Annotated in this window: 18 protein-coding genes and 2 pseudogenes; 6 read left to right on the plus strand and 14 right to left on the minus strand. The window is 59.1% G+C overall.

Going from position 1 to position 22,563, the window contains the following annotated elements; translation table 11 throughout:
* Positions 1 to 359 precede the first annotated feature (359 nt).
* The 8 genes and pseudogenes from EC919_RS10020 to EC919_RS27815 all read right to left on the minus strand — a co-directional run.
* Entirely contained in the window at positions 360 to 1,250 is an 891-nt protein-coding gene (locus EC919_RS10020) for an ABC transporter permease subunit (RefSeq protein WP_133773536.1), read from the minus strand.
* Entirely contained in the window at positions 1,247 to 2,167 is a 921-nt protein-coding gene (locus tag EC919_RS10025; protein ID WP_133773538.1) for an ABC transporter permease subunit, read from the minus strand. Before EC919_RS10025 ends, EC919_RS10020 begins: the two co-directional genes overlap by 4 nt.
* Positions 2,164 to 3,306, minus strand: coding sequence for a polyamine ABC transporter ATP-binding protein (gene potA, locus EC919_RS10030; RefSeq protein ID WP_133773540.1), 1,143 nt, complete (start codon positions 3,304 to 3,306; stop codon positions 2,164 to 2,166). The genes EC919_RS10025 and potA overlap by 4 nt, the downstream gene beginning before the upstream one ends.
* 56 nt (positions 3,307 to 3,362) lie before the next feature.
* Positions 3,363 to 4,457: a polyamine ABC transporter substrate-binding protein gene (locus EC919_RS10035; RefSeq protein ID WP_133773542.1), complete on the minus strand. Its 1,095-nt coding sequence runs from the start codon at positions 4,455 to 4,457 to the stop codon at positions 3,363 to 3,365.
* A 270-nt stretch (positions 4,458 to 4,727) separates the two neighbouring features.
* The gene (locus tag EC919_RS10040; RefSeq protein WP_133773544.1) at positions 4,728 to 5,825 is read right to left on the minus strand and encodes a polyamine ABC transporter substrate-binding protein; all 1,098 of its coding nucleotides are present in this window, start codon (positions 5,823 to 5,825) and stop codon (positions 4,728 to 4,730) included.
* 72 nt (positions 5,826 to 5,897) lie between these two features.
* Positions 5,898 to 7,262, minus strand: coding sequence for an aspartate aminotransferase family protein (locus EC919_RS10045; RefSeq protein WP_133773546.1), 1,365 nt, complete (start codon positions 7,260 to 7,262; stop codon positions 5,898 to 5,900).
* Positions 7,263 to 7,354: 92 nt separating this feature from the next.
* Positions 7,355 to 8,713, minus strand: coding sequence for a glutamine synthetase family protein (locus tag EC919_RS10050; protein ID WP_037016227.1), 1,359 nt, complete (start codon positions 8,711 to 8,713; stop codon positions 7,355 to 7,357).
* A 246-nt stretch (positions 8,714 to 8,959) separates the two neighbouring features.
* Positions 8,960 to 9,073 (minus strand): annotated as a pseudogene (locus EC919_RS27815) (gamma-glutamyl-gamma-aminobutyrate hydrolase family protein); the annotation flags it as partial.
* 336 nt (positions 9,074 to 9,409) lie between these two features.
* Between EC919_RS27815 and EC919_RS10060 the strand changes: the two are divergent.
* On the plus strand, positions 9,410 to 10,786 hold the full coding sequence (locus tag EC919_RS10060) for a glutamine synthetase family protein (protein ID WP_133773548.1): 1,377 nt from the start codon (positions 9,410 to 9,412) through the stop codon (positions 10,784 to 10,786).
* 158 nt (positions 10,787 to 10,944) lie between these two features.
* The gene (locus tag EC919_RS10065) at positions 10,945 to 11,583 is read left to right on the plus strand and encodes a TetR/AcrR family transcriptional regulator (protein WP_133773550.1); all 639 of its coding nucleotides are present in this window, start codon (positions 10,945 to 10,947) and stop codon (positions 11,581 to 11,583) included.
* A gap of 920 nt (positions 11,584 to 12,503) precedes the next feature.
* Here the strand turns inward: EC919_RS10065 and EC919_RS10070 are convergent.
* The 6 genes from EC919_RS10070 to EC919_RS10095 form a co-directional block, all read right to left on the minus strand.
* A complete protein-coding gene (locus tag EC919_RS10070; RefSeq protein WP_133773552.1) occupies positions 12,504 to 12,719 on the minus strand; it encodes a TOBE domain-containing protein in 216 nt (71 codons plus the stop codon).
* 51 nt (positions 12,720 to 12,770) lie between these two features.
* Positions 12,771 to 13,580, minus strand: a complete 810-nt coding sequence (gene ssuB / locus EC919_RS10075; protein WP_133773554.1) for an aliphatic sulfonates ABC transporter ATP-binding protein — start codon at positions 13,578 to 13,580, stop codon at positions 12,771 to 12,773.
* Positions 13,577 to 14,365: an aliphatic sulfonate ABC transporter permease SsuC gene (gene ssuC / locus EC919_RS10080; RefSeq protein ID WP_122533999.1), complete on the minus strand. Its 789-nt coding sequence runs from the start codon at positions 14,363 to 14,365 to the stop codon at positions 13,577 to 13,579. Before ssuC ends, ssuB begins: the two co-directional genes overlap by 4 nt.
* Positions 14,366 to 14,392: 27 nt before the next feature.
* Complete coding sequence (locus EC919_RS10085) at positions 14,393 to 15,358, minus strand: sulfonate ABC transporter substrate-binding protein (protein ID WP_133773556.1); 966 nt, start codon at positions 15,356 to 15,358, stop codon at positions 14,393 to 14,395.
* A gap of 444 nt (positions 15,359 to 15,802) precedes the next feature.
* Complete coding sequence (locus EC919_RS10090) at positions 15,803 to 16,441, minus strand: peroxiredoxin (protein WP_133773558.1); 639 nt, start codon at positions 16,439 to 16,441, stop codon at positions 15,803 to 15,805.
* Between the two features lie 142 nt (positions 16,442 to 16,583).
* Entirely contained in the window at positions 16,584 to 17,969 is a 1,386-nt protein-coding gene (locus tag EC919_RS10095; protein WP_133773560.1) for an OprD family porin, read from the minus strand.
* Between the two features lie 797 nt (positions 17,970 to 18,766).
* Here EC919_RS10095 and tauA point away from each other — a divergent pair.
* The 4 genes and pseudogenes from tauA (at position 18,767) to tauD (ending at position 22,463) form a co-directional block, all read left to right on the plus strand.
* Positions 18,767 to 19,744, plus strand: coding sequence for a taurine ABC transporter substrate-binding protein (tauA, locus tag EC919_RS10100; protein ID WP_133773562.1), 978 nt, complete (start codon positions 18,767 to 18,769; stop codon positions 19,742 to 19,744).
* A 184-nt stretch (positions 19,745 to 19,928) separates the two neighbouring features.
* Positions 19,929 to 20,720, plus strand: a complete 792-nt coding sequence (gene tauB, locus EC919_RS10105) for a taurine ABC transporter ATP-binding subunit (RefSeq protein ID WP_133773564.1) — start codon at positions 19,929 to 19,931, stop codon at positions 20,718 to 20,720.
* A 71-nt stretch (positions 20,721 to 20,791) separates the two neighbouring features.
* Positions 20,792 to 21,562, plus strand: a pseudogene (tauC, locus tag EC919_RS10110) (taurine ABC transporter permease TauC); the annotation flags it as partial.
* Between the two features lie 67 nt (positions 21,563 to 21,629).
* On the plus strand, positions 21,630 to 22,463 hold the full coding sequence (gene tauD / locus EC919_RS10115) for a taurine dioxygenase (RefSeq protein ID WP_133773568.1): 834 nt from the start codon (positions 21,630 to 21,632) through the stop codon (positions 22,461 to 22,463).
* Positions 22,464 to 22,563: the final 100 nt, after the last annotated feature.

Here is a 22,563-nt window from a genome sequence, read left to right on the forward strand (position 1 = left end):
GATGATCGTTCCCACGCTCCGCGTGGGGATGCCGCCCGGGACGCTCCGCGTCAATCGCTGTGACGCGGAGCGTCAGGAGATGCATTCCCACGCAGAGCGTGGGAACGATCAACGGTCGGTATCAGGCCCGTAGGAGCCGGCTGGCTGGCGAATGCATTGGACCAGACAACGCAGCGTTTAATGATCAACCGCGTTCGCCAGCAAGCCGGCTCCTACAGAGGAATGCATCCGTCCAGTGAGAGTGAACTCGACTGTGGGACCGGCTTTAGCCGGGAAGGCGTCTGGCGTTACACCGCAGATCTATAGCGCACGCACTGGCCTCTTCCCGGCTGAAGCCGGTCCTGTCAATCAAGCCGGATTCAAACCGACTCCGCCACCTTTGCACGGCGCAGGTCCGGCTGTTTCCAGCCGTCGGCCGCGGCTTCTTCGATGGCTTGCTGGATCGCGCGTTTGCGGTTGTTTTCCGTGCGGCGGCTGAAGAACCACACCAGGAAGGTCGCAATCGAGACCGCCAACAGAATCAAGCTGGCAATCGCGTTGATCTCAGGCTTCACGCCCAGGCGCACCGCCGAGAACACTTCCATGGGCAGGGTCGTCGAGCCCGGGCCGGAGACGAAACTCGCCAGCACCAGGTCGTCCAGCGACAGCGCAAAGGACATCATCGCCCCCGCCGCCAGCGATGGCGCGATCATCGGGATGGTGATCAAAAAGAACACCTTCCACGGCCGCGCACCCAGGTCCATTGCCGCCTCTTCGATGGACATGTCCAGCTCGCGCAGACGGGCCGACACCACCACCGCCACATAGGCCGCACAGAACGTCGTGTGAGCGATCCAGATGGTGACGATGCCGCGCTCCTCGGGCCAGCCGAGCAACTGCGCCATCGCCACGAACAGCAGTAACAGCGACAGACCGGTGATCACTTCAGGCATCACCAGTGGCGCGGTGACCAGGCCGCCAAAGAACGTCTTGCCCTTGAAGCGGGTGATGCGCGTCAGCACGAAGGCCGCCATCGTACCCAGCGCCACTGCAGCGATCGATGTGTAGAGGGCGATTTCCAACGAGCGCATAACCGCACTCATCAGCTGGGTGTTGTCGAGCAGGCCGACGTACCACTTCACCGACCAGCCGCCCCAGACCGTCACCAGCTTGGAGGCGTTGAACGAGTAGATCACCAGAATGACCATGGGCGCGTAGATGAAGATCAGGCCCAGTACCAACATCAGGTTCGAGAATCGGAAGCCTCTCATGCCTTGCCCTCCAGCTCTTTAGCCTGACTGCGGTTGAACAGAATGATCGGCACGATGAGGATCAACAGCATCACCACCGCCAGCGACGACGCTACCGGCCAGTCGCGGTTGTTGAAGAATTCCTGCCAGAGCACTTTACCGATCATCAGCGTCTCGGGGCCGCCCAGCAGTTCCGGGATGACGAACTCGCCCACCACCGGAATGAACACCAGCATGCAGCCGGCGATAATGCCGTTCTTGGACAGCGGCACGGTGATTTTCCAGAAGCTGTTGAAGGTGCTCGAACCCAGGTCCGATGCGGCTTCCAGCAAACTCTGGTCGTGCTTCACCAGATTCGCGTACAGCGGCAGGATCATGAACGGCAGATACGAATAGACCACGCCGATGTAAACCGCGAGGTTGGTGTTGAGGATCTGCAACGGCTCGCTGATCACGCCCAGCCACATGAGGAAAGCGTTGAGCAGGCCGTTGTTGCTGAGGATGCCCATCCACGCGTAGACGCGGATCAGGATCGCGGTCCAGGTCGGCATCATGATCAGCAGCAACAGCACCGTCTGCATTTCTTTGCGGGCGATGGAGATGCCGTAAGCCATCGGATAGCCAATCAACAGGCACAGCACGGTGCTGATGAACGCCATCTTCAACGAGCCGAGATACGCCGAGATGTACAGATCGTCACTGGTCAGCAGCGCGTAGTTGGCGAAGTTGAGCACGATGTCGAGCTTCTGCTCGACGAAGGTGAAGATCTCGGTGTACGGCGGAATCGCCACGTCCGCTTCAGCGAAACTGATCTTGATGACGATCAGAAACGGCAGCGCGAAAAACAGAAACAGCCACAGGAACGGCACGCCGATAACGGCCTGGCGTCCGGTGGGTTTTATTCGATTGAAAGCCCGTTTTATCTTTCGGATTTTCATGAGCGCAATACCACGCCGCTGTCGTCTTCCCACCAGACGAAGACTTCGTCGTCCCAGGTCGGTCGCGTGCCCTGACGTTCGGCGTTGGCGACAAACGATTGCACCAGCTTGCCCGACGGCAGCTTCACGTAGAACACCGAGTGACCGCCTAGATAGGCGATGTCGTGAACCTTGCCGCGAGACCAGTTGTGTTCGAACGACGGCTGTTCGGTGGTCACCAGCAGTTTTTCGGGACGCAGCGCGTAGGTGATGCGCTTGTCTTCCACCGACGTGGTGACGCCGTGACCGACGTAGATCTTGCGTTCGAGCTCAGGACTGCTGATCAGCGCGTGGCCTTCCATGTCCTCAATGACGTCACCGTCGAACAGGTTAACGTTGCCGATGAACTCGCACACCAGGCGGCTGGTGGGCGTTTCGTAGATATCGATCGGGCTGCCGATCTGTGCGATCCAGCCCAGGTGCATGATCGCAATGCGCTCGGCCATGGTCATGGCCTCTTCCTGGTCGTGGGTCACCATCACGCAGGTCACGCCGACGCGCTCGATGATTTCCACCAGCTCCAGTTGCATCTGCGAACGCAGTTTTTTATCCAGTGCGCCCATGGGTTCGTCGAGCAATAGCAGCTTCGGCTTCTTCGCCAGCGAACGCGCCAGGGCCACACGCTGACGCTGGCCGCCGGACAACTGATGGGGCTTGCGCTTGGCGTACTGGGTCATCTGCACCAGCTTGAGCATCTCGGCCACGCGGGCCTCGACTTCGGCCTTGGGCAGCTTGTCCTGCTTGAGGCCGAAGGCGATGTTGTCCGCCACGGTCATGTGCGGAAACAGCGCGTAGGACTGGAACATCATGTTGATAGGACGTTCGTACGGCGGCATGTCGGTGATGTCGACGCCGTCGAGGTAAATGCGCCCTTCGGTCGGGCGTTCGAAGCCGGCGAGCATGCGCAGCAGGGTGGATTTCCCCGAGCCGGAGCCGCCCAGCAGGGCGAAGATTTCACCCTTGTTGATCTGCAGAGACACGTCGTCCACAGCAATCGTCTCATCGAACTTCTTCGTGACCCGATCGATTTTGACCAGCACCTGTTTCGGTTGCTGACCACCCTCAAGGGATTTCTTGTAGGCGCCGGAGGCAACTGCCATGGGTGAAACTCCCAACTGTTTTTGCGCCCGGCCAATGCGGCCGGGCGCCAAGGTCTTTATTTACCGGTTTTGATCTTCGTCCAGCTGCGCGTCATGACGCGCTGGATCTTGGGCGGCAGCTCGGAGTTAACGTACAGGCGCTCCTGTATCTCCTTCGAAGGATAAACCGCCTCATCGTTGCGAATGTCCTGATCCATCAACTCGCCCGAAGCCGGGTTCGGGTTGGCGTAGCCCACCTGGTCACTGACCTTGGCGATCACGTCGGGCTTGAGGATGTAATTGATGAACGCGTGGGCGGCCTTCACGTCCGGCGCATCCGAAGGGATGGCGAGCATGTCGAACCACAGGTTGCCGCCCTCTTTCGGGATCGAGTAAGCAATCTTGACGCCCTTGCCGGCTTCTGCGGCACGGGCCTTGGCCTGGAAGACGTCACCGGAGAAGCCGGCAGCGATACAGATGTCGCCGTTGGCCAGGTCAGTGATGTACTTGGACGAATTGAAATAGGTCACATACGGGCGGACCTTGAGCAGCTTGGCTTCGGCCGCCTTGTAGTCTTTCTCGTCGGTGCTGTTCGGGTTTTTGCCCATGTAGTTGAGGACTGCGGGCAGCATCTCGTCAGCGGAATCCAGGAACGCGACGCCGCACTTCTGCAGCTTCTTGATGTTCTCGGGCTCGAACAGCGTGGCCCACGAATCGATGGTGTCGACGCCCAGGACTTCTTTGATCTTGTCGACGTTGTAGCCGATGCCGTTGGTGCCCCACAGATACGGCACGGCGTACTGGTTGCCAGGGTCGTTCTTTTCCAGGCGCTTGAGCAGTTCAGGGTCGAGATTGGAGTAGTTGGGCAGCTGCGACTTGTCGAGCTTTTGGAACGCCCCGGCCTTGATCTGCTTGCCCAGGAAATGGTTGGACGGCACGACCACGTCATACCCGGTGTGGCCGGCCAGCAGCTTGCCTTCCAGGGTTTCGTTGGAGTCGAAGACGTCGTACTTGGTCTTGATCCCGGTGGTGGACGTGAAGTCCTCCAGCGTCGTGGTGCCGATGTAATCGGACCAGTTATAAATGCGAACGGTGGAGTCCGCGTAGGCACCGGCAGCGAGCGTGAGCCCTGCGCCGAGCAGCAAGCCTTTTGAAAATAAAGAAATAGACACGTGTGCAGTCCTTTTTTAGTAGGTGGGCCTGTTGCCCGTACCGATGACAGTAACGACTGCCTGTGACCCATCCGGCGCGCAACTTACCTTCGATAAACCCTTCTCGCAAAAAAACTTTTTGTGAATGCCATCTCGAAGCGTGAACGGTAGGAGCGCGCTTGCCCGCGATGACTTGGCCACATACGACACTGATGTCGGCCCATACACCGTAATCGCGGGCAAGTGCGCTCCTGCAGGATGCGTCGTACGGGACGACGCACCCGATCAGGCTTATTTACCCGATTTGATGTTGGTCCAGCTGCGGGTCATCAGGCGTTGAGTCGCCGCAGGCAAGTCGGCGATCGCGTACAACTTGGCCAGAACGTCCGCCGGCGGATAAACGCCAGGGTCAGATGTGATGTCCTTGTCGACGAACTCGGTTGCCGCCTTGTTGCCGTTCGGGAAGTGAACGGAGTTGGTGATTTCAGCCATCACCTTCGGTTGCAGGATGAAGTTCATGAACTTGTAGGCGCCTTCGACGTTTTCGGCATCTTTCGGGATGGCGACCATGTCGTAGAAGCTGCCTGCACCTTCTTTCGGAATGTTGTAGCTGACTTTGACCTTGCCGCCCGCTTCTTCAGCGCGCGCCTTGGCCTGGTAGACGTCACCCGAGTAACCCACCGCTACGCAGATGTTGCCGTTGGCCAGGTCCGAGATGTACTTGGACGAGTGGAAGTAGGTGATCGAAGGACGAATTTTCTTGAACAGATCCTCGGCCTTCTGAAGGTCTTCTTTCTTCTGGCTGTCGGTCGGCAGGCCCAGGTAATGCAGCGCCACTGGCAGCATTTCGGTTGGTGAGTCCAGGAAGCTGATACCGCAGCCTTTCAGCTTGGCGGCGTTCTCTGGTTTGAACAGCAGGTCCCACGAGTTGACCGGTGCATCAGCGCCCAAGGCGGCTTTAACCTTCTCGGCGTTGTAGCCGATGCCGATCGAGCCCCACATGTACGGGAATGCGTGCTTGTTGTCCGGGTCGCTGATCGACACCGCTTTCAACAGCGCAGGGTCAAGGTTTTTGTAATTTGGCAGCTTGGACTTGTCCAGCTCTTGGTAGACGCCGGCCTTGATCTGCTTGGCCAGGAAGTTGTTCGACGGTACGACGATGTCGTAACCCGATTTACCGGCCAGCAGCTTGGCTTCCAGGGTCTCGTTGCTGTCGAACACGTCGTACACCACTTTGATGCCCGACTCTTTCTCGAAGTCGGCGATGGTGTTCGGTGCGATGTAATCGGACCAGTTATAGACGTGCAGGACTTTGTCATCGGCGTGTGCAGCGGAGGCCACTGCGCCCATGAGGGACAAGGCCAGGAGGGTTTTGCCAAATTTCTTCATTCGTACGGCTCCAGTGTTTTTATGTAAGCGGCGTCTAGACGGCGGACAGTCTGGCAATTTCCCGGTAAAAATTCAGCCCTGCAATGACTCAAACGTCAGGTCCAGGCACTTGCGCGCCTTTTCAATCAGCTCGTCGATTTCGGCGAAAGTAATCACCAGCGGCGGCGAGATGATCATGGTGTCGCCCACGGCCCGCATGATCAGGCCATTGTTGAAGCAAAAAGTGCGGCAAATCATGCCTGCGCCTTTGCCGACATAACGCTCGCGAGTGGTCTTGTCTTTCACCAGTTCGATGGCGCCCAGCATGCCGACGCCCCGCACTTCACCCACCAGCGGGTGATCGCTCAGTTCGCGCAGACGCTTTTGCAAATAGGGTGCCGTTTCGGCCTTCACCCGTTCGACGATCTTTTCTTCACTCAGAATGCGAATGTTCTCCAGACCCACCGCTGCCGCCACCGGGTGACCGGAGTAGGTGAAGCCGTGGTTGAAGTCGCCGCCCTCGTTCAACACCTTGACCACTTCGTCGCGCACGATGACGCCACCCATGGGGATGTAGCCCGAGGTCAGGCCTTTGGCAATGGTCATGAGGTCAGGCTTGAGGTCGTAGAAGTCGCTGCCGAACCATTCGCCGGTGCGACCAAAGCCACAGATGACTTCATCGGCCACAAAGAGGATGTCGTATTTGGCGAGGATCTCTTTGATCTTCGGCCAGTAGGTGTCGGGCGGAACGATGACACCGCCGGCGCCCTGAATCGGCTCGGCGATGAACGCGCCGACGTTGTCCACCCCCAGTTCGAGAATCTTCTTCTCCAGCTGTTCGGCCGCCCAGACGCCGAACTCGTCAGGCGTCATGTCGCCGCCTTCACCAAACCAGTAAGGCTGCGGGATGTGCACGATGCCCGGAATCGGCAAATCGCCCTGCTCGTGCATATAGGTCATGCCGCCCAGGCTCGCGCCGGCGACGGTCGAACCGTGGTAACCGTTGACGCGGCTGATGATGACCTTCTTGCTTGGCTGGCCCTTGATCGCCCAGTAGTGACGCACGAGCCGCAGCACCGTGTCGTTGCCTTCGGAGCCCGAACCGGTGAAGAACACGTGGTTCATGCCCTCGGGGGCGATGTCGGAAATGGCCTTTGCCAGTTGCAGTGCCGGCGGGTGAGCCGTCTGGAAGAACAGGTTGTAATACGGCAGTTCGCGCATCTGTTTGCTGGCCGCGTCGGCCAGTTCTTCGCGACCGTAACCGATGGCGACACACCAGAGCCCGGCCATGCCGTCGAGGATCTTGTTGCCTTCGCTGTCCCAGAGGTAAACGCCCTTGGCGTGGGTGATGATGCGCGGGCCTTTCTCTTTCAGCTGTTTGAAGTCGCTGAACGGCGCCAGGTGATGATCACTGCTGAGGGCTTGCCATTCGCGGGTTTGCGGGTTGTTGGAACTCATGAATCACTCCATTGTGGTATCGCGTGTGGGGCGCCGTCGATCCGCTCGCGATCCACTCGAATCTGGCTCGGATCTGGCGACGCCCCGTGACGTCAGACGGCAAAGAGCAGGAATTCCCGCTCCCACGAACTGATCACACGCTTGAAGTTTTCGTGCTCGGCGCGCTTGACCGCGACGTAGCCGGTGATGAATTTCTTGCCGAGGTACTTCTCGACCGTCTTGCTGTTTTCCATGCGCTCCAGCGCGTCCTCAATGGTCAATGGCAGGCGGAGGTTGCGGCGTTCGTAACCACGGCCAACCACGGGGGCGCTGGGGTTCAGGCCCTCGACCATGCCGATGAAACCGCACAACAGGCTGGCGGCGATGGCCAGATACGGGTTGGCATCGGCACCGGGCAGACGGTTTTCCACGCGACGGTTCTGCGGGCCGGCATCCGGCACGCGCAGGCCAACGGTGCGGTTTTCTTCGCCCCACTCCACGTTCACCGGCGCTGAGGTGTCCGGCAGGAAGCGGCGGAACGAGTTGACGTTGGGCGCGAACAGCGGCAACAGCTCGGGGATCAGCTTTTGCAGACCGCCGATGTGTTGCAGGAACAGCTGACTCATCGTGCCGTCTTCATTGGAGAAGATGTTCTTGCCGGTCTCGATGTCGATGATGCTCTGGTGCAGGTGCATGGCGCTGCCGGGCTCGCCGGTCATGGGCTTGGCCATGAAGGTCGCGGCCACATCGTGCTTGAGGGCGGCTTCGCGCATGGTGCGCTTGAACACCAGAATCTGGTCCGCCAGAGACAGCGCGTCGCCGTGACGGAAGTTGATCTCCATCTGCGCGGTGCCGTCTTCGTGAATCAGCGTGTCCAGGTCGAGGTTCTGCAGTTCGCACCAGTCGTAGACGTCTTCGAACAGGGGGTCGAATTCGTTGGCGGCTTCGATGGAGAACGACTGACGACCGGTTTCCGGACGACCCGAGCGACCCACCGGTGGCTGCAGCGGGTAGTCGGGGTCGTCACTGCGCTTGGTCAGATAGAACTCCATCTCCGGCGCCACGATCGGCTGCCAGCCTTGATCGGCATAGAGCTTGAGGACTTTCTTGAGGACGTTGCGCGGGGACAGCTCGATGGGGTTGCCTTGCTTGTCGTAGGTGTCGTGAATCACCTGCGCAGTCGGCTCGATGGCCCAGGGCACCAGAAACACCGCGCTCTGGTCAGGACGGCAGAACATGTCGATGTCTGCAGGGTCCAGCAATTCGTAGTAGATGTCGTCTTCGACGTAATCGCCCGTTACGGTCTGGAGCAGTACGCTTTCCGGCAAGCGCATGCCCTTTTCAGCAATGAACTTGTTGGTCGGTGAAATCTTGCCCCGTGTGATACCGGTGAGGTCGGCGATCATGCATTCGACTTCGGTAATCCTGTGTTCTTTCAACCAATCGGTGAGCTGGTCGAGGTTGGTACTCATAAATACCTCAGGGTTTTAATTCCTGGTCGCCGTCATGGCGGTCAGGCGTTCTTTGAAGCGCTGGCGTTACGGTCCTGCTCGTTTTCAGCAGGCATCGTCTAATGTACCGGCCCCTTCCCGGCTGAAGCCGGTCCTACAATCGCCAATTACCTGGAAGACTCAAAGATAGTCGTGCCTGTGCAAAACGCGCGGCGGTGGATGCCGCAGAAAACCTGGGCCGGGTACGTCAGCCGAAGCAAAAGACGCGCCCGCTGGAACCGCTGCGCGGATAAAGAGTAAGGTGTCGAGGTGCCGGGCAGAAGCGTGCGCTGTGCCCGGCGCGCTGGCTGGGCCGCTACACTGAAAGCGCGTGATGTGAGAAGCAGGTGCCCGAATGGCTGAGTGCAGGCAGCGAGGCCGATCAGCGGAAGGCGAAACATGAGACCCCCGGTATTATTGCTGTTATGGGTTGCAATCGAGCTTAGCGTTGTTCATTTTTTTCCACAACACGCCCGTAAAAAATAAAAAACGCTCTGCTCAAGCCCGCAGTTTCCATGACGCTTAGCGCAAAAAATCTGCCCTAAAGTGCGGCGAAAGTGGCGTTCCGGCGCCCTTTTAGGGCAAATCAGGGCTCCCTTGACTTCGTCTGGCCTTTCGGATTGACTGAAACCCGTAATGCTCGATGATTGATATTTTCAACAACAAAGGTGTTGCATCATGTCGGTACCCCCGCGTGCCGTTCAGCTCAACGAAGCGAACGCGTTCCTTAAGGAACATCCTGAGGTTCTATACGTTGACCTTCTGATTGCAGATATGAATGGAGTGGTGCGCGGCAAGCGCATCGAACGCACCAGCCTTCATAAGGTTTACGAAAAAGGCATCAACCTCCCAGCTTCCCTATTCGCACTGGATATCAACGGCTCGACGGTGGAAAGCACCGGTCTGGGTCTGGACATCGGTGACGCTGACCGAATCTGCTATCCAATTCCCGACACTCTCTGCAATGAGCCCTGGCAGAAGCGTCCTACCGCACAACTCCTGATGACCATGCACGAGCTGGAAGGCACGCCCTTCTTCGCGGATCCGCGCGAAGTGCTGCGCCAGGTTGTCAGCAAGTTCGACGAGATGGGCCTGACCATCTGCGCTGCATTCGAGCTTGAGTTCTACCTGATCGATCAGGAAAACGTGAACGGCCGTCCACAGCCGCCGCGCTCGCCGATCTCCGGCAAACGTCCGCACTCGACACAGGTTTACCTGATCGACGATCTGGACGAGTACGTCGACTGCCTCCAGGACATTCTCGAAGGCGCGAAAGAACAAGGCATCCCTGCTGACGCGATCGTCAAGGAAAGTGCCCCGGCGCAGTTCGAAGTCAACCTGCACCACACCGCAGACGCGCTGAAAGCCTGTGATTACGCGGTGCTGCTCAAGCGCCTGATCAAGAACATCGCCTACGACCATGAGATGGACACCACCTTCATGGCCAAGCCTTATCCAGGCCAGGCGGGTAACGGTCTGCACGTGCACATTTCGATCCTCGATCGCGATGACAAAAACATTTTCACCAGCGAGGATCCCGAGCAGAACGCCGCATTGCGTCATGCGATCGGCGGTGTGCTCGAGACCCTACCCGCGCAGATGGCGTTCCTTTGCCCGAACGTCAATTCGTACCGCAGGTTTGGTGCTCAGTTCTACGTTCCAAACTCGCCGTGCTGGGGGCTGGATAACCGGACCGTGGCCGTGCGCGTGCCTACCGGGACGGCCGATTCGGTACGTATCGAACACCGGGTTGCCGGCGCGGATGCCAACCCGTATCTGCTGATGGCATCGGTGCTTGCAGGCATTCACCACGGCCTGACCAACCAGATCGAGCCCGGTCCGCCCGTGGAAGGCAACTCCTACGAGCAGAACGAGCAGAGCCTGCCGAACAACTTGCGTGATGCGCTGCGCGAGCTGGACGACAGCGAAGTCATGGCCAAGTACATCGATCCGAAGTACATCGATATCTTCGTTGCGTGCAAGGAAAGTGAGCTGGAGGAGTTCGAGCACTCCATCTCCGACCTTGAATACAACTGGTATCTGCACACGGTTTGATGGCTGCACGAGTTAGGAAAACGCCACCTTTTCGAGAGAATCGGTGGCGTTTTTCATTCATGAGCTGCGCGGACACCCTGTGGGACCGGCTTCAGCCGGGAAGGCAATCTCCCGGCTGCCACTGTAGAATGCCCGCGGCCCCGACCGAGAGAGCACTGATGACCCGCCTTGCCCCACCCCGCAAACCTCGTGCACGCAGTCAGGCGCGGATCGACTCGATCCTCGATGCCGCACGTGCACTGCTGGCCTCGGACGGCGTGGTGAGCCTGTCGATTTACAGCGTTGCCGAGCGGGCCGAAATACCGCCCTCTTCCGTGTATCACTTCTTCGCCAGCGTTCCCGCGCTGCTCGAAGCGCTCACGGCCGATGTCCACGAGGCGTTTCGCGAAAGCCTGCAGCAGCCCATCGATCATGATCAGTTGAACCAGTGGCGTGATCTGTCCCACGTGGTGGAATCGCGCATGCTCGCGATCTACAGCGATGACGCTGCCGCGCGGCAGTTGATCCTCGCCCAGCACGGTCTGACCGAAGTCACTCAGGCGGATCGTCAGCACGACATTGAACTGGGCAACCTCATGCATGAGTTGTTCGCCCGGCACTTTCAACTGCCGACGCTACCCGATGACGTTGAGGTGTTTGCCCTGGCGCTGGAACTCGCCGACCGGGTGTATGCGCGCTCGGTGCAACTGCACAACGCGATTACCCCGCGCATGGCCGAGGAAGGACTGCGGGTGTTTGATGCGTATCTGGGTTTGTACCTGCCGCCGTATTTGCCGAAGCGGCCACAACATCTATAAGCCCTGCTAGACGACGCAGACGTTGTGGATTCACCGGATCCTACGAATTTTGTCTGCGCCGACGATTGCGTGCGTGGCCGAGAACCGCCGCCGAACCGCGCTTGCCGGCGAATGCGGTGGGCCAGTTAAATATCCATTGACTGACACGCCCATTCGCGGGCAAGCGCGCTCCTACAAGGGTTTTGTGTCGTTCAGGAATGCTGCGGCTAACCTAGATCCTGCGGATTTTGTGTGCGTCGACGATTGCGTGCGTGGCCGAGACCCACCGCCGAACCACGCTTGCCGGCGATTGCGGGGGGTCAGTTAAATATCCATTGACTGACACGCCCATTCGCGGGCAAGCGCGCTCCTACAGGGGTTTTGTGTCGTTCAGGAATGCTGCGGCTAACCTAAATCCTACGGATGTTGTGTGCGTCGACGATTGCGTGCGTGGCCGAGACCCACCGCCGAACCACGCTTGCCGGCGAATGCGGTGGGCCAGTTAAATATCCATTGACTGACACGCCCATTCGCGGGATAGCGCGCTCCTACAAGGGTTTTAGGTCGCTCAGGAATGCTGCGGCTAACCTAAATCCTGCGGATGTTGTGTGCGTCGACGATTGCGTGCGTGGCCGAGACCCACCGCCGAACCACGCTTGCCGGCGAATGCGGTGGGTCAGTTAAATATCCATTGACTGACACGCCCATCCGCGGGCAAGCGCGCTCCTACAAGGGTTTTGTGTCGTTCAGGAATGCTGCGGCTAACCTAGATCCTGCGGATTTTGTGTGCGTCGACGATTGCGTGCGTTGCGGATATCCACTGTAGGAGCGCGCTTGCCCGCGATTGCGGGGGGTCAGTTAAACAATCCGTGACTGACACTCCACATTCGCGGGCAAGCGCGCTCCTACTCGTAGGCACGTCGCTTGCGATACAGCATCGATCACAACTTGGCGATCGACACCTCGGTGGATTTCACGAACGCGATCACTTCGCTGCCGACCACCAGTTCCAGCTCTTTCACCGAGCGGGTGGTGATGACGGACGTGACCACACCTGACGCGGTCTGCACGTCGATTTCGGACAATACGTCGCCGAAAACGATTTCCTTGATGGTGCCTTTGAACTGGTTACGTACGTTGATGGCTTTGATAGTCATGGTAAGGCTTCCTTTGTGAGATCAGTTCCGGGGGCAAGATTGCCTCTGGAGTTAGTTGGCCCAACGCAGTTGCGTGGGCAGCGGTGAAGTCGGTTCGGGTTCGGGCGGGGTGCCTGGCAACGACAACACCCGGTTGAGCACTTCGGTTTCCAGCGCGGCCAGTCGGTAGGAGCCGCGCGCCCGCGGACGGGCCAGATCCACCTGCAAATCAAGACCGATGCGGCCTTCTTCGATCAGCAACACCCGGTCGGCAATGGCGACCGCTTCGCTGACGTCGTGGGTCACCAGCAATACGGTGAAGCCATGCTTCTTCCACAGGTTCTCGATCAGCTGCTGCATCTCGATTCGGGTCAAGGCATCCAGCGCACCGAGAGGCTCGTCGAGCAGCAACAGACGCGGCTGGTGAATCAGCGCGCGCGCCAGCGCCACCCGTTGCTTTTGCCCACCTGATAACGCTGCCGGCCATTCATTGGCGCGCTCGGCCAGACCCACTGCCTCCAGCGCTTCCAGCGCTTTGCCACGCCAGTCGCCGCTGAGGCCAAGGCCGACGTTGTCGATGATCTTTTTCCAGGGCAGCAAGCGCGCTTCCTGGAACATCAACCGCGTGTCTTCCCGCGCATCCGCCAATGAGCCATTACCGGCCAGCAGCTGCCCACTCGACGGCTGATCAAGGCCTGCCAGAAGGCGCAGCAAAGTGCTCTTGCCGCACCCGCTTCGGCCCACGACGGCCACGAACTGGCCGGCCGGGATGTGCAGATCAATGTCTTTTAGTACTTCCCGCGAGCCGAAGGTCTTCTTCAGCTTGCGGACCTGCAAGGGAATCCCGCGCAACAGGTTTGCCGGTTGTTGGAGATTGCTCATTGCGCGCCACCTTTAGCCACTTGATACGCCGGGTGCCAACGCAGACAGACCCGTTCCAGACCACGCGCCGCGAGGTCTGCCAGTTTGCCGAGAACGGCATACAACACGATCGCCAGTACCACGACGTCGGTCTGCAGAAACTCCCGGGCGTTCATCGCCAGATAGCCGATCCCCGAACTGGCCGAGATGGTCTCCGCGACGATCAGGGTCAGCCACATGAAGCCCAACGCGAACCGCACGCCGACCAGAATCGAAGGCATCGCGCCCGGCAGAATCACGTGGCGGAACAGTCCGAAGCCGCTCAAACCGTAGCTGCGGGACATTTCCACCAGCGCCGGGTCGATGTTGCGAATGCCGTGGTAGGTGTTCAGGTAAATCGGGAACAGCGTGCCCAGCGCGACCAGAAAAATCTTCGCGGTCTCGTCAATGCCGAACCACAGGATGACCAAGGGAATCAGCGCCAGGTGGGGCACGTTGCGGATCATCTGCACAGAGCTGTCGAGCAGGCGTTCGCCCCATTTCGACAGGCCGGTGATGAAGCCGAGGGCCAGACCGATTCCGCCGCCGATGGCAAAGCCGATCCCGGCACGCCAGCCACTGATCGCCAGATGGGTCCAGATTTCGCCGCTGCGCACCAGCGTCACGCCAGCCTCGATCACGGCGCTCGGCGCCGGAAGAATGCGGGTCGACAGCCACCCCGCGCTGACTGCCAGTTGCCATATCGCCAACAACAAGACCGGTAGCAACCAGGGCGCCAGTCTGTGGGTGATTCGTTCCACGCTCATGGAGTTGTCTCCTTCCAATTGCCGGGCTTACTGCGCTTTCGCGACAGCAGCGGGTGGCGTCCAGATCACATCAGCGATGCGCAACGGTTTAGGGATCAGCTTGAGCTGGTAGAAGGTGTCGGCGATTTTCTGTTGCGCGGCGACGGTTTCAGGCGTGATGAACGAGGCGCCATAGCCCTGACGTTTCACCGACGTGCGAGTGATGTCTTCCGGCAGGCCGAGCAGCGGCGCGACTTGTTTGGTGACCTCTTCCGGGTTGGCCCTGGACCATTCGCCGACGGCGCGCACTTCTTCAACCAGGGTCTGAATGACCTTGGGATGCTGCTGCGCATAGGGCTTGGTCGCGAGATAGAACTGGTTGTTGTCGACAATGCCTTTGCCGTCGCGCAGGGTTCGTGCCTGCAATTGCTGTTCGGCGGCGGCCTGGTACGGATCCCAGATCACCCAGGCATCGACGCTGCCACGCTCGAAGGCCGCACGCGCATCGGCGGGCGGCAGGAATACCGTTTGAATGTCGGTGTATTTCAGGCCGGCCTCTTCCAGCGCGCGCACCAGCAGGTAATGCACGTTCGAGCCTTTGTTGAGGACGACTTTCTTGCCTTTGAGGTCTTTGACCGAAGTGATCAGCGAATCCTTGGGCACCAGAATCGCTTCGCTGGTGGGCGCCGGCGGTTCGGAGGCGACATACAGCAGATCAGCGCCAGCGGCCTGGGCAAACACAGGGGGCGTTTCGCCAGTCACGCCGAAGTCGATCGAGCCGACGTTCAGGCCTTCAAGCAACTGCGGGCCACCTGGAAACTCGGTCCACTGGACCTGCACGCCTTGGTCGGCGAGTTTTTTCTCAAGCGACCCTTTGGCCTTGAGCAACACCAGCGTGCCGTATTTCTGGTAACCGATGCGCAAGGTGTCGGCCTGGGCCTGAGTAAAGACGCCGAAGGAAACTGCCGCAGCAAACAGAGCGACCAGGCCTCGACGCAAAATAACGGTGCCCATGGCACGCTCCTTTGCTGTGTAGCTAACAGGTGGCACCTGCTCGTCCGATGGCGGACCAGTAAGGCGGGAAGGGATTCATGGCCGGCGATCTCGCCAGGACGGAGAGACCTTAACAGGGGATAGTTATTCTCTAAAATCATATTTATTCATTTGGTTAGCACCAAAAGGAATATAAAAACTGCCGTGATTACACAACTTCATCTTGTAGGAGCGCGCTTGCCCGCGAATACATTAGCTCGCCTACCCTGAGCTTCACTGATTTACATCGATCTGTAGGAGCCGGCTTGCTGGCGAACGCGGCGTATCAGTCACCGTGCCCATCACTGATGAATCGGATTTCGCCAGCAAGCCGGCTCCAACAGAATGCGAATCGAAGATCACTGAAGCCTGCAAAAAAAAGGGCCGATAAATCGGCCCGAATGTCATGGTTGAAACGGGGGTGTATCAGCGATTCGGCTGTGGCGTAAGACGCAGGTAAGGGGTAACGGCTGTATAGCCCTTGGGGAAGCGCTCCTTGATCTCCGCTTCGTCTTTGATTGAAGGCACGATGACGACGTCTTCGCCGTCCTTCCAGTTAGCCGGCGTGGCGACTTTATAGTTGTCGGTCAGCTGCAGCGAATCGATCACCCGCAGGATCTCGTGGAAGTTGCGTCCGGTGCTGGCTGGGTAGGTGATGGTCAGGCGGATCTTCTTGTTCGGGTCGATCACGAACAGCGAACGCACCGTCAGGGTTTCGCTGGCATTGGGGTGAATAAGGTCGTAGAGCTCTGAGACCTTACGATCTTCGTCCGCCAGAATCGGAAAGTTCACGAGGGTGTTCTGCGTGGAGTTGATGTCGCCGATCCACTGTGTGTGGGATTCGGCCGAGTCCACGGACAGGGCAATTGCCTTGACGTTGCGCTTGTCGAATTCCTCTTTGAGTTTTGCGGTGAAGCCAAGCTCAGTGGTGCAGACGGGCGTGAAGTCGGCGGGGTGCGAAAACAATACCGCCCATTTGCCGTCCAGCCACTCGTGAAACCTGATAGGTCCTTCGCTGGAGTCCTGTTCGAAGTCGGGTGCGATGTCGCCGAGTTTAAGGCCCATTCAGTCGTGCTCCTTGGAGGATGAGTTATGAATCACTGTGCATCCCGGCATCTGAAAACAAAAGGATCGATTGGTGCTGTCGGGCGTTGTTTCAGGCATAAAAAAGCCCCGCCGAAGCGGGGCTCTGTTCAACACATCACGCTTATTTAAAGGCGTAGGTGTAGTTGAGGACCAGACGAGTCTGGTCGGTGTCTTGCTGGCTAGCGTACAGATCGGAATCAGAACGCAGGTTGGCGCGACGCAGGGTCACACCAAAGCCTTTCATGAGGCCTTCCTGGAACACGTAGTCGATACGCATGTCACGTTCCCACTCCGAACCACGACCAAGACGCGCGTCTTGCAAACGGATCTGGTCGCCATACAGGTAAGCAATGGCGGCTTTCAGACCCGGAACGCCCAGGCGTGCGAAGTCGTAAGAATACTGACCGAACTTGGTCTGTTCGCCGGTACGCGTGAAGTTGGTGATCATGCTGTCGGTGAACAGGTAAACGCTGTTACCGCCTTCACCTTCGTTACGACCGTTGGCCAAGCCGTTGCGGGTGACGCTACCGTTGTTCATGACCGGCATGGCGCCATCATCACTTACAGACTGGTAACCCAACAGGAATGCGTTGCCACCCAGGGTGTAGGTGAACATTGCAGTCCAGGTATTGTTATCAACTTCGCCTTGGCCTTTTTTGCTGTAACCGTTCGTGAAACGGTAACCGGTGTTGACTGCCTGATTAGAGTTCTCGCCATCGGAGGTACTGTGGAAGTAACGCAGGTCAGTCTTGAACGACTGGTCTTCCGCGATCGGCAGAATGTGGACCAGGCCCAGGAAGTGCTGCTTATAGTAGTCTTCCAGGTTCGCGTAGTAATACTGAACGGTCAGGTCTTTGGTGACTTTGTAGTCGCCGCCAGCGAACTGGAAGTTGTTCGAACCTTTGTAACCGCCGTTCAGCGACATATCAGCGTAGTTGCTGGACGCACGGCTGGCAGCCTGGGTCAGCTTACCGGCAGTCAACGTCAGACCGTCGAGTTCCTTGGAAGTAACGATGCCACCCTGGAAGGTCTGCGGCAGCAGACGTCCGTCGTTCGCTACGAGGATAGGCAGGTTAGGCTGCAAAGCGTTACCGACTTTCAGCTCAGTCTTCGACAGCTTGACCTTGGCGTTCGCACCGGCACGTGCCCAGTCCGCAACTGGCGAACCGTCAGAGCTGGTTGGCGACACGGTGTTGGGGGTAGTTGGAAGGCGGTTGTCGATACCACCGCTCAAGTTGATGCCGTACATGCCTTGAACGTCGAGACCAAAGCCAACAGTACCCGGGGTGTAGCCGGAAATGAAGTTGAACAGGAAGCCCTGGGTGGTCTGGCGCTGATCCTGACCTTTGAGAGTACCGCTAGCGTTACGGTTTTCACGCGGATCTTGTTCGAAATACAAAGTACGGGAACTGAGTGTCGCTTTGCTGTCATCCAGGAAACCAGCTGCACCAGCCTGAGTAGCCAAGACACCTGCGTATACGGCCAAGGCCAGGGTGGACTTCTTCATTGTGTATCGCTCCTCATGAATCTAATTTTTGTAGTTCCCGGGCCAGAGCCTAAGGCTCAAAACCGAGGATGCGCGATTAGCGCCGGACCTGACTCGGCGAGTCAATGGCCCCAAGACTAATTGACTAGACCGCGTTACAGCTGGCTGCAAGGTAAGGTAAAGCCCTTAAACCTAAAAAGACTTGTTAGACCTGCTTTTATGCCAAGCAGTTATATGTCACAAGCCGTTTCAGCCGTCCGTTGCGGAGTGTATCGGCCCTAATCCCTAATTCCCAAAACATATTTCAGTGCCGTTCGTCAGATCGATACGTTTAGGGGCGTCGTACAACCGGAACTTGACCGCCAAGTCACGGTCCCCCTGCGAAACTGGGTGAGCATTGCGTGCCTAACCCACTGAAATTCATAAACTTTTATGCGGGGTAGTCGCAAATATTGCAGTTGTCACCCTGCTGTTCGTCACTTTGTACTGATGTCGGGAAAAAAATGAGTGAAGCGCGTAATTCACCGTGCTCATGCTCTGCTTGCTCGGTTCGGCCGTCCAAATCTCATCACAAGACGACTATCTCCATCCTCCCAAGGCATCCTCGAACGGGCGTCGCGATCGTATTTACAAATTGTGACGATTCGATGACCCGCCTATGAGATCAGTGCTTTTGTTTCGTTGACGCCAGGCTATCAAGGCCGGGCGTATGGAAATTAACGCTAAGCAAATTCCAAAAGGTTATTTATTTCGGTTTTCTTAGATCATTTACGCTCTGCGGCATCCGAAGGCGGTGTGCCTTTCCACGGAGCGTCACCATGAAATTGCTCAACACCCTACGCGTGCTGGCGGCCTTGTCCCTCGCCGGCTCCGCACTGTTAGCCCAGGCCGCCGACTTTACCGTTGCTTACCAGACCACCGTGGATCCGGCGAAGGTCGCTCAGGCCGATGGCGCCTATGAAAAGGCGACGGGCTCGAAGATTTCATGGCGTAAATTCGATAACGGCGCGGACGTGATCACGGCGATCGCGTCGGGCGATGTCCAGATCGGCTATCTCGGCTCCAGCCCTCTCACTGCGGCGGCGACGCGCAAAGTGCCGGTGGAAACGTTCCTGATTGCCACTCAGATCGGCGCTGCCGAGGCGCTGGTTGCGCGTAATGGCTCCGGCATCAACGGCCCACAGGATCTGCTCGGCAAGAAGATCGCCGTGCCGTTCGTTTCCACCGGCCACTACAGCCTGCTCGCCGCCCTGAAGTACTGGAAGATCGACCCGGCGAAAGTGACCATCCTCAATCTTGCCCCACCGGCCATCGCGGCGGCGTGGAAGCGCGGTGACATCGACGCCACTTACGTCTGGGACCCTGCACTCGGCGTCGCCAAGGAGACAGGCAAAGTGCTGATCACGTCGGGCGAGCTGGCCAAGGTCGGCGCGCCCACCTTCGATGCGTGGATCGTGCGCAAGGACTTCGCCGACAAACACCCCGAGGTCGTCAAAGCCTTCGCCAAAACCACTTTGGACGCCTACGCCGCGTACCGTAAAGACCCTGCGGCCTGGCTGGCCGATGCCAGTAACGTCGACAAGCTGGTGAAACTGTCCGGCGCCAAACCGGGGGACATCCCCGGTCTGCTGCAAGGGAACGTTTACCCGCTGGCGGCTGATCAGGTCACCGAGCTGGGCGCGCCAACCACCGACGCCATCACCAAGACCGCAGCCTTCCTCAAGGAACAGGGCAAGGTCGACGCTGTGCTGGCCGATTACACGCCCTACGTGAGCGCGAAGTTCGTCACCCAGTGATCCGTCCGGAGCCCGTACAGGAGTGTGATATCGCCACGTAGCCAATGGCCTGTTCGCCTGTCACACATCCCGCGGCGCGCCTACAACATGAATTTAACGACGCACCGAAGAATGCGAGAAATTCCTCACAGCGCCGTCACCCATTAACAGTTCATGCATATCTATCAGCAGCGGAGTCCATGCCATGGCGTTGTTACAGCTGGAGCGCATCAGCGCACAGTATCCCGGTGCTGCCGAGCCGGTGCTGTCGGATATTTCCCTGACCCTCGGTCCGCAGCAACTGTTGGTTGCACTGGGCCCATCCGGTAGCGGCAAGACTTCGTTGCTCAATCTGATCGCCGGGTTCGTCGCACCAAGCGCAGGCCGCATCACCCTCGATGGCGTGCCGGTGAGCGGGCCCGGCGCCGAGCGCGGCGTGGTGTTTCAGGATGACGCTCTGCTGCCCTGGCAGGATGTGCTGGCCAACGTGGCATTCGGGCTGGAGCTGGCAGGCGTACCCCGTGAAAAACGTGAGGCCAAAGCGCGGGACATGCTGGCGCTGGTGGATCTCGCCGGCTTCGAGAAGCGTCGTATCTGGGAATTGTCCGGCGGGCAGAAACAACGTGTGGGCCTCGCCCGCGCTTTGGCGGCCGATCCGCGCGTGCTGCTGATGGACGAGCCTTTCGGCGCGCTGGACGCCTTCACCCGTGAGCAGATGCAAGAGTTGCTGCTGCAAGTCTGGCAACGCAGCGCCAAGCCGGTCTTCCTGATCACCCACGACATTGAAGAAGCGGTGTTCCTGTCGACCGATCTGATTCTGCTTGCGCCCAATCCCGGTCACATCGTCGAGCACCTGAAGCTCGACTTCGGTCAGCGCTACAGCGCAGGTGAGTCGGCCCGCGCCATCAAGTCCGACCCTCGCTTCATCGAAACCCGCGAGCACGTGTTGGCGCGGGTATTTTCCCAGCGTCAAAGCGTCCGGGAGCAACGGGCATGAGTCTTTATCCATCGCCGGAGCCAGCGCTCACTCGCGCGCCGGTGCAAACCGCGCCGCGTCAGCCCTCTTCTCTCTATGTGAGCACGCGTGCCATCAGCGTGCTGACCCTCGCTGTCCTGCTGGGCAGTTGGTGGCTGGTCACAGCCCTTGAGTGGGTCGAACCGCTGTTTCTGCCGCCGCCGTCTGCCGTGCTGGAAAAAGCCTGGTTGTTGATGACCAAGGGCTATATGGACTCCACGCTCTGGCAGCACTTGGGGGCGAGTTTGCAACGCATCGGCCTGGCGCTGTTCTTCGCCGTGCTGACGGCCATTCCGGTCGGCATCGCCATTGGTCATAACCGAATCGCACGAGGCATTTTCGACCCGCTGATCGAGTTCTATCGCCCGGTGCCGCCGCTGGCCTACCTGCCGTTGATCGTGATCTGGTGCGGCATTGGCGAATTCTCCAAGGTCTTGCTGATTTATCTGGCGATCTTCGCGCCGATCGCGATCGCCACCGCCACCGGTGTGCGCACGGTCGACAGCGCAAAACTGCGCGCGGCCCAGTCCTTGGGCGCCAGCCGCTGGCAGCTCATTCGTCACGTCATCCTGCCCAGCGCGCTGCCTGACATCCTGACCGGCGTGCGCATCGGCCTCGGCGTGGGGTGGTCGACGCTGGTGGCTGCAGAGTTGATCGCCGCCACCAGTGGCCTCGGCTTCATGGTCCAGTCCGCCGCGCAGTTTCTGGTGACCGACGTGGTGGTGCTGGGAATTCTGGTCATCGCGCTGATCGCCTTCGCGCTGGAAATGGGATTGCGCGCGCTGCAACGCAAGCTCGTGCCCTGGCACGGCCAGAACCACTGAGTCGAACACCTCACATTGACTACGCCGACACCTCGGCGCCGAACAAACGAAAACACTCGAGACCATCATGAGCATCGACATCCAACCGCTCAGCCCGGCATTGGGCGCACAGATCAGCGGCGTTGACCTCAGCCGCGACCTGACCGGTGAGCAACGCAACGCCATCGAACGGGCGCTGCTTGATCATCAGGTGCTGTTCTTCCGCGATCAGCCGATCACGCCGCAGCAACAAGCGCGCTTCGCCGCCCACTTTGGTGACCTGCACGTTCATCCGATCTACCCCAATGTGCCAGAGCAGCCTGAAGTGCTGATTCTCGATACGGCGGTCACCGACGTGCGCGACAACGCCATCTGGCATACCGATGTCACCTTTCTGCCGACCCCTGCGCTGGGGGCTGTGCTCAGCGCCAAGCAGGTGCCGGCTTACGGTGGCGACACGCTGTGGGCGAGCGGTATCGCTGCGTTCGAAGCACTGTCCCGGCCGATGCAGACGTTGCTCGACGGCCTGACCGCGACCCATGACTTCACCCGGTCATTCCCGCTGGAGCGCTTTGGCAGCACGGCGGTAGATCTCGCCCGCTGGGAGGAGACTCGCCGCAAAAACCCGCCGCTGTCGCACCCGGTCATCCGTACGCACCCGGTCAGCGGTCGCAGAGCGTTGTTCGTGAACGACGGCTTCACCACCCGGATCAATGAACTGGACGCTGCCGAAAGTGACGCAATTCTGAAATTGCTGTTCGCCCACAGCACGCGACCCGAGTTCACCCTGCGCTGGCGCTGGCAGGCAAACGACGTGGCAATGTGGGACAACCGCGTGACCCAGCATTACGCGGTCGACGATTACCGCCCGCAGCGCCGTGTGATGCACCGCGCGACGATCCTGGGTGATGCGCCGTTTTAATAAAAGGCCGGCAAGTGCGCTGATGCTTTCAGCCGGGAAGAGGCCGCTGGGTGCGCTATAGATTTGCGGCGTAACGTCTGACGCCTTCCCGGCTAAAGCC

Origin of the sequence: Pseudomonas graminis, assembly GCF_004364335.1 — a bacterium.
In the GTDB taxonomy this organism is placed as follows: Bacteria; Pseudomonadota; Gammaproteobacteria; order Pseudomonadales; family Pseudomonadaceae; genus Aquipseudomonas; species Aquipseudomonas graminis_D.

Coding starts and splice junctions, on each gene's coding strand:
- EC919_RS10050 (WP_037016227.1), bottom strand. CDS start 8,713: ATGAGTACCAACCTCGACCAGCTCACCGATTGGTTGAAAGAACACAGG.
- tauD (WP_133773568.1), top strand. CDS start 21,630: ATGAGCATCGACATCCAACCGCTCAGCCCGGCATTGGGCGCACAGATC.
- EC919_RS10025 (WP_133773538.1), bottom strand. CDS start 2,167: ATGAAAATCCGAAAGATAAAACGGGCTTTCAATCGAATAAAACCCACC.
- EC919_RS10090 (WP_133773558.1), bottom strand. CDS start 16,441: ATGGGCCTTAAACTCGGCGACATCGCACCCGACTTCGAACAGGACTCC.
- potA (WP_133773540.1), bottom strand. CDS start 3,306: ATGGCAGTTGCCTCCGGCGCCTACAAGAAATCCCTTGAGGGTGGTCAG.
- ssuC (WP_122533999.1), bottom strand. CDS start 14,365: ATGAGCGTGGAACGAATCACCCACAGACTGGCGCCCTGGTTGCTACCG.
- EC919_RS10020 (WP_133773536.1), bottom strand. CDS start 1,250: ATGAGAGGCTTCCGATTCTCGAACCTGATGTTGGTACTGGGCCTGATC.
- EC919_RS10065 (WP_133773550.1), top strand. CDS start 10,945: ATGACCCGCCTTGCCCCACCCCGCAAACCTCGTGCACGCAGTCAGGCG.
- EC919_RS10085 (WP_133773556.1), bottom strand. CDS start 15,358: ATGGGCACCGTTATTTTGCGTCGAGGCCTGGTCGCTCTGTTTGCTGCG.
- EC919_RS10060 (WP_133773548.1), top strand. CDS start 9,410: ATGTCGGTACCCCCGCGTGCCGTTCAGCTCAACGAAGCGAACGCGTTC.
- EC919_RS10040 (WP_133773544.1), bottom strand. CDS start 5,825: ATGAAGAAATTTGGCAAAACCCTCCTGGCCTTGTCCCTCATGGGCGCA.
- ssuB (WP_133773554.1), bottom strand. CDS start 13,580: ATGAGCAATCTCCAACAACCGGCAAACCTGTTGCGCGGGATTCCCTTG.
- EC919_RS10095 (WP_133773560.1), bottom strand. CDS start 17,969: ATGAAGAAGTCCACCCTGGCCTTGGCCGTATACGCAGGTGTCTTGGCT.
- EC919_RS10070 (WP_133773552.1), bottom strand. CDS start 12,719: ATGACTATCAAAGCCATCAACGTACGTAACCAGTTCAAAGGCACCATC.
- EC919_RS10045 (WP_133773546.1), bottom strand. CDS start 7,262: ATGAGTTCCAACAACCCGCAAACCCGCGAATGGCAAGCCCTCAGCAGT.
- tauB (WP_133773564.1), top strand. CDS start 19,929: ATGGCGTTGTTACAGCTGGAGCGCATCAGCGCACAGTATCCCGGTGCT.
- tauA (WP_133773562.1), top strand. CDS start 18,767: ATGAAATTGCTCAACACCCTACGCGTGCTGGCGGCCTTGTCCCTCGCC.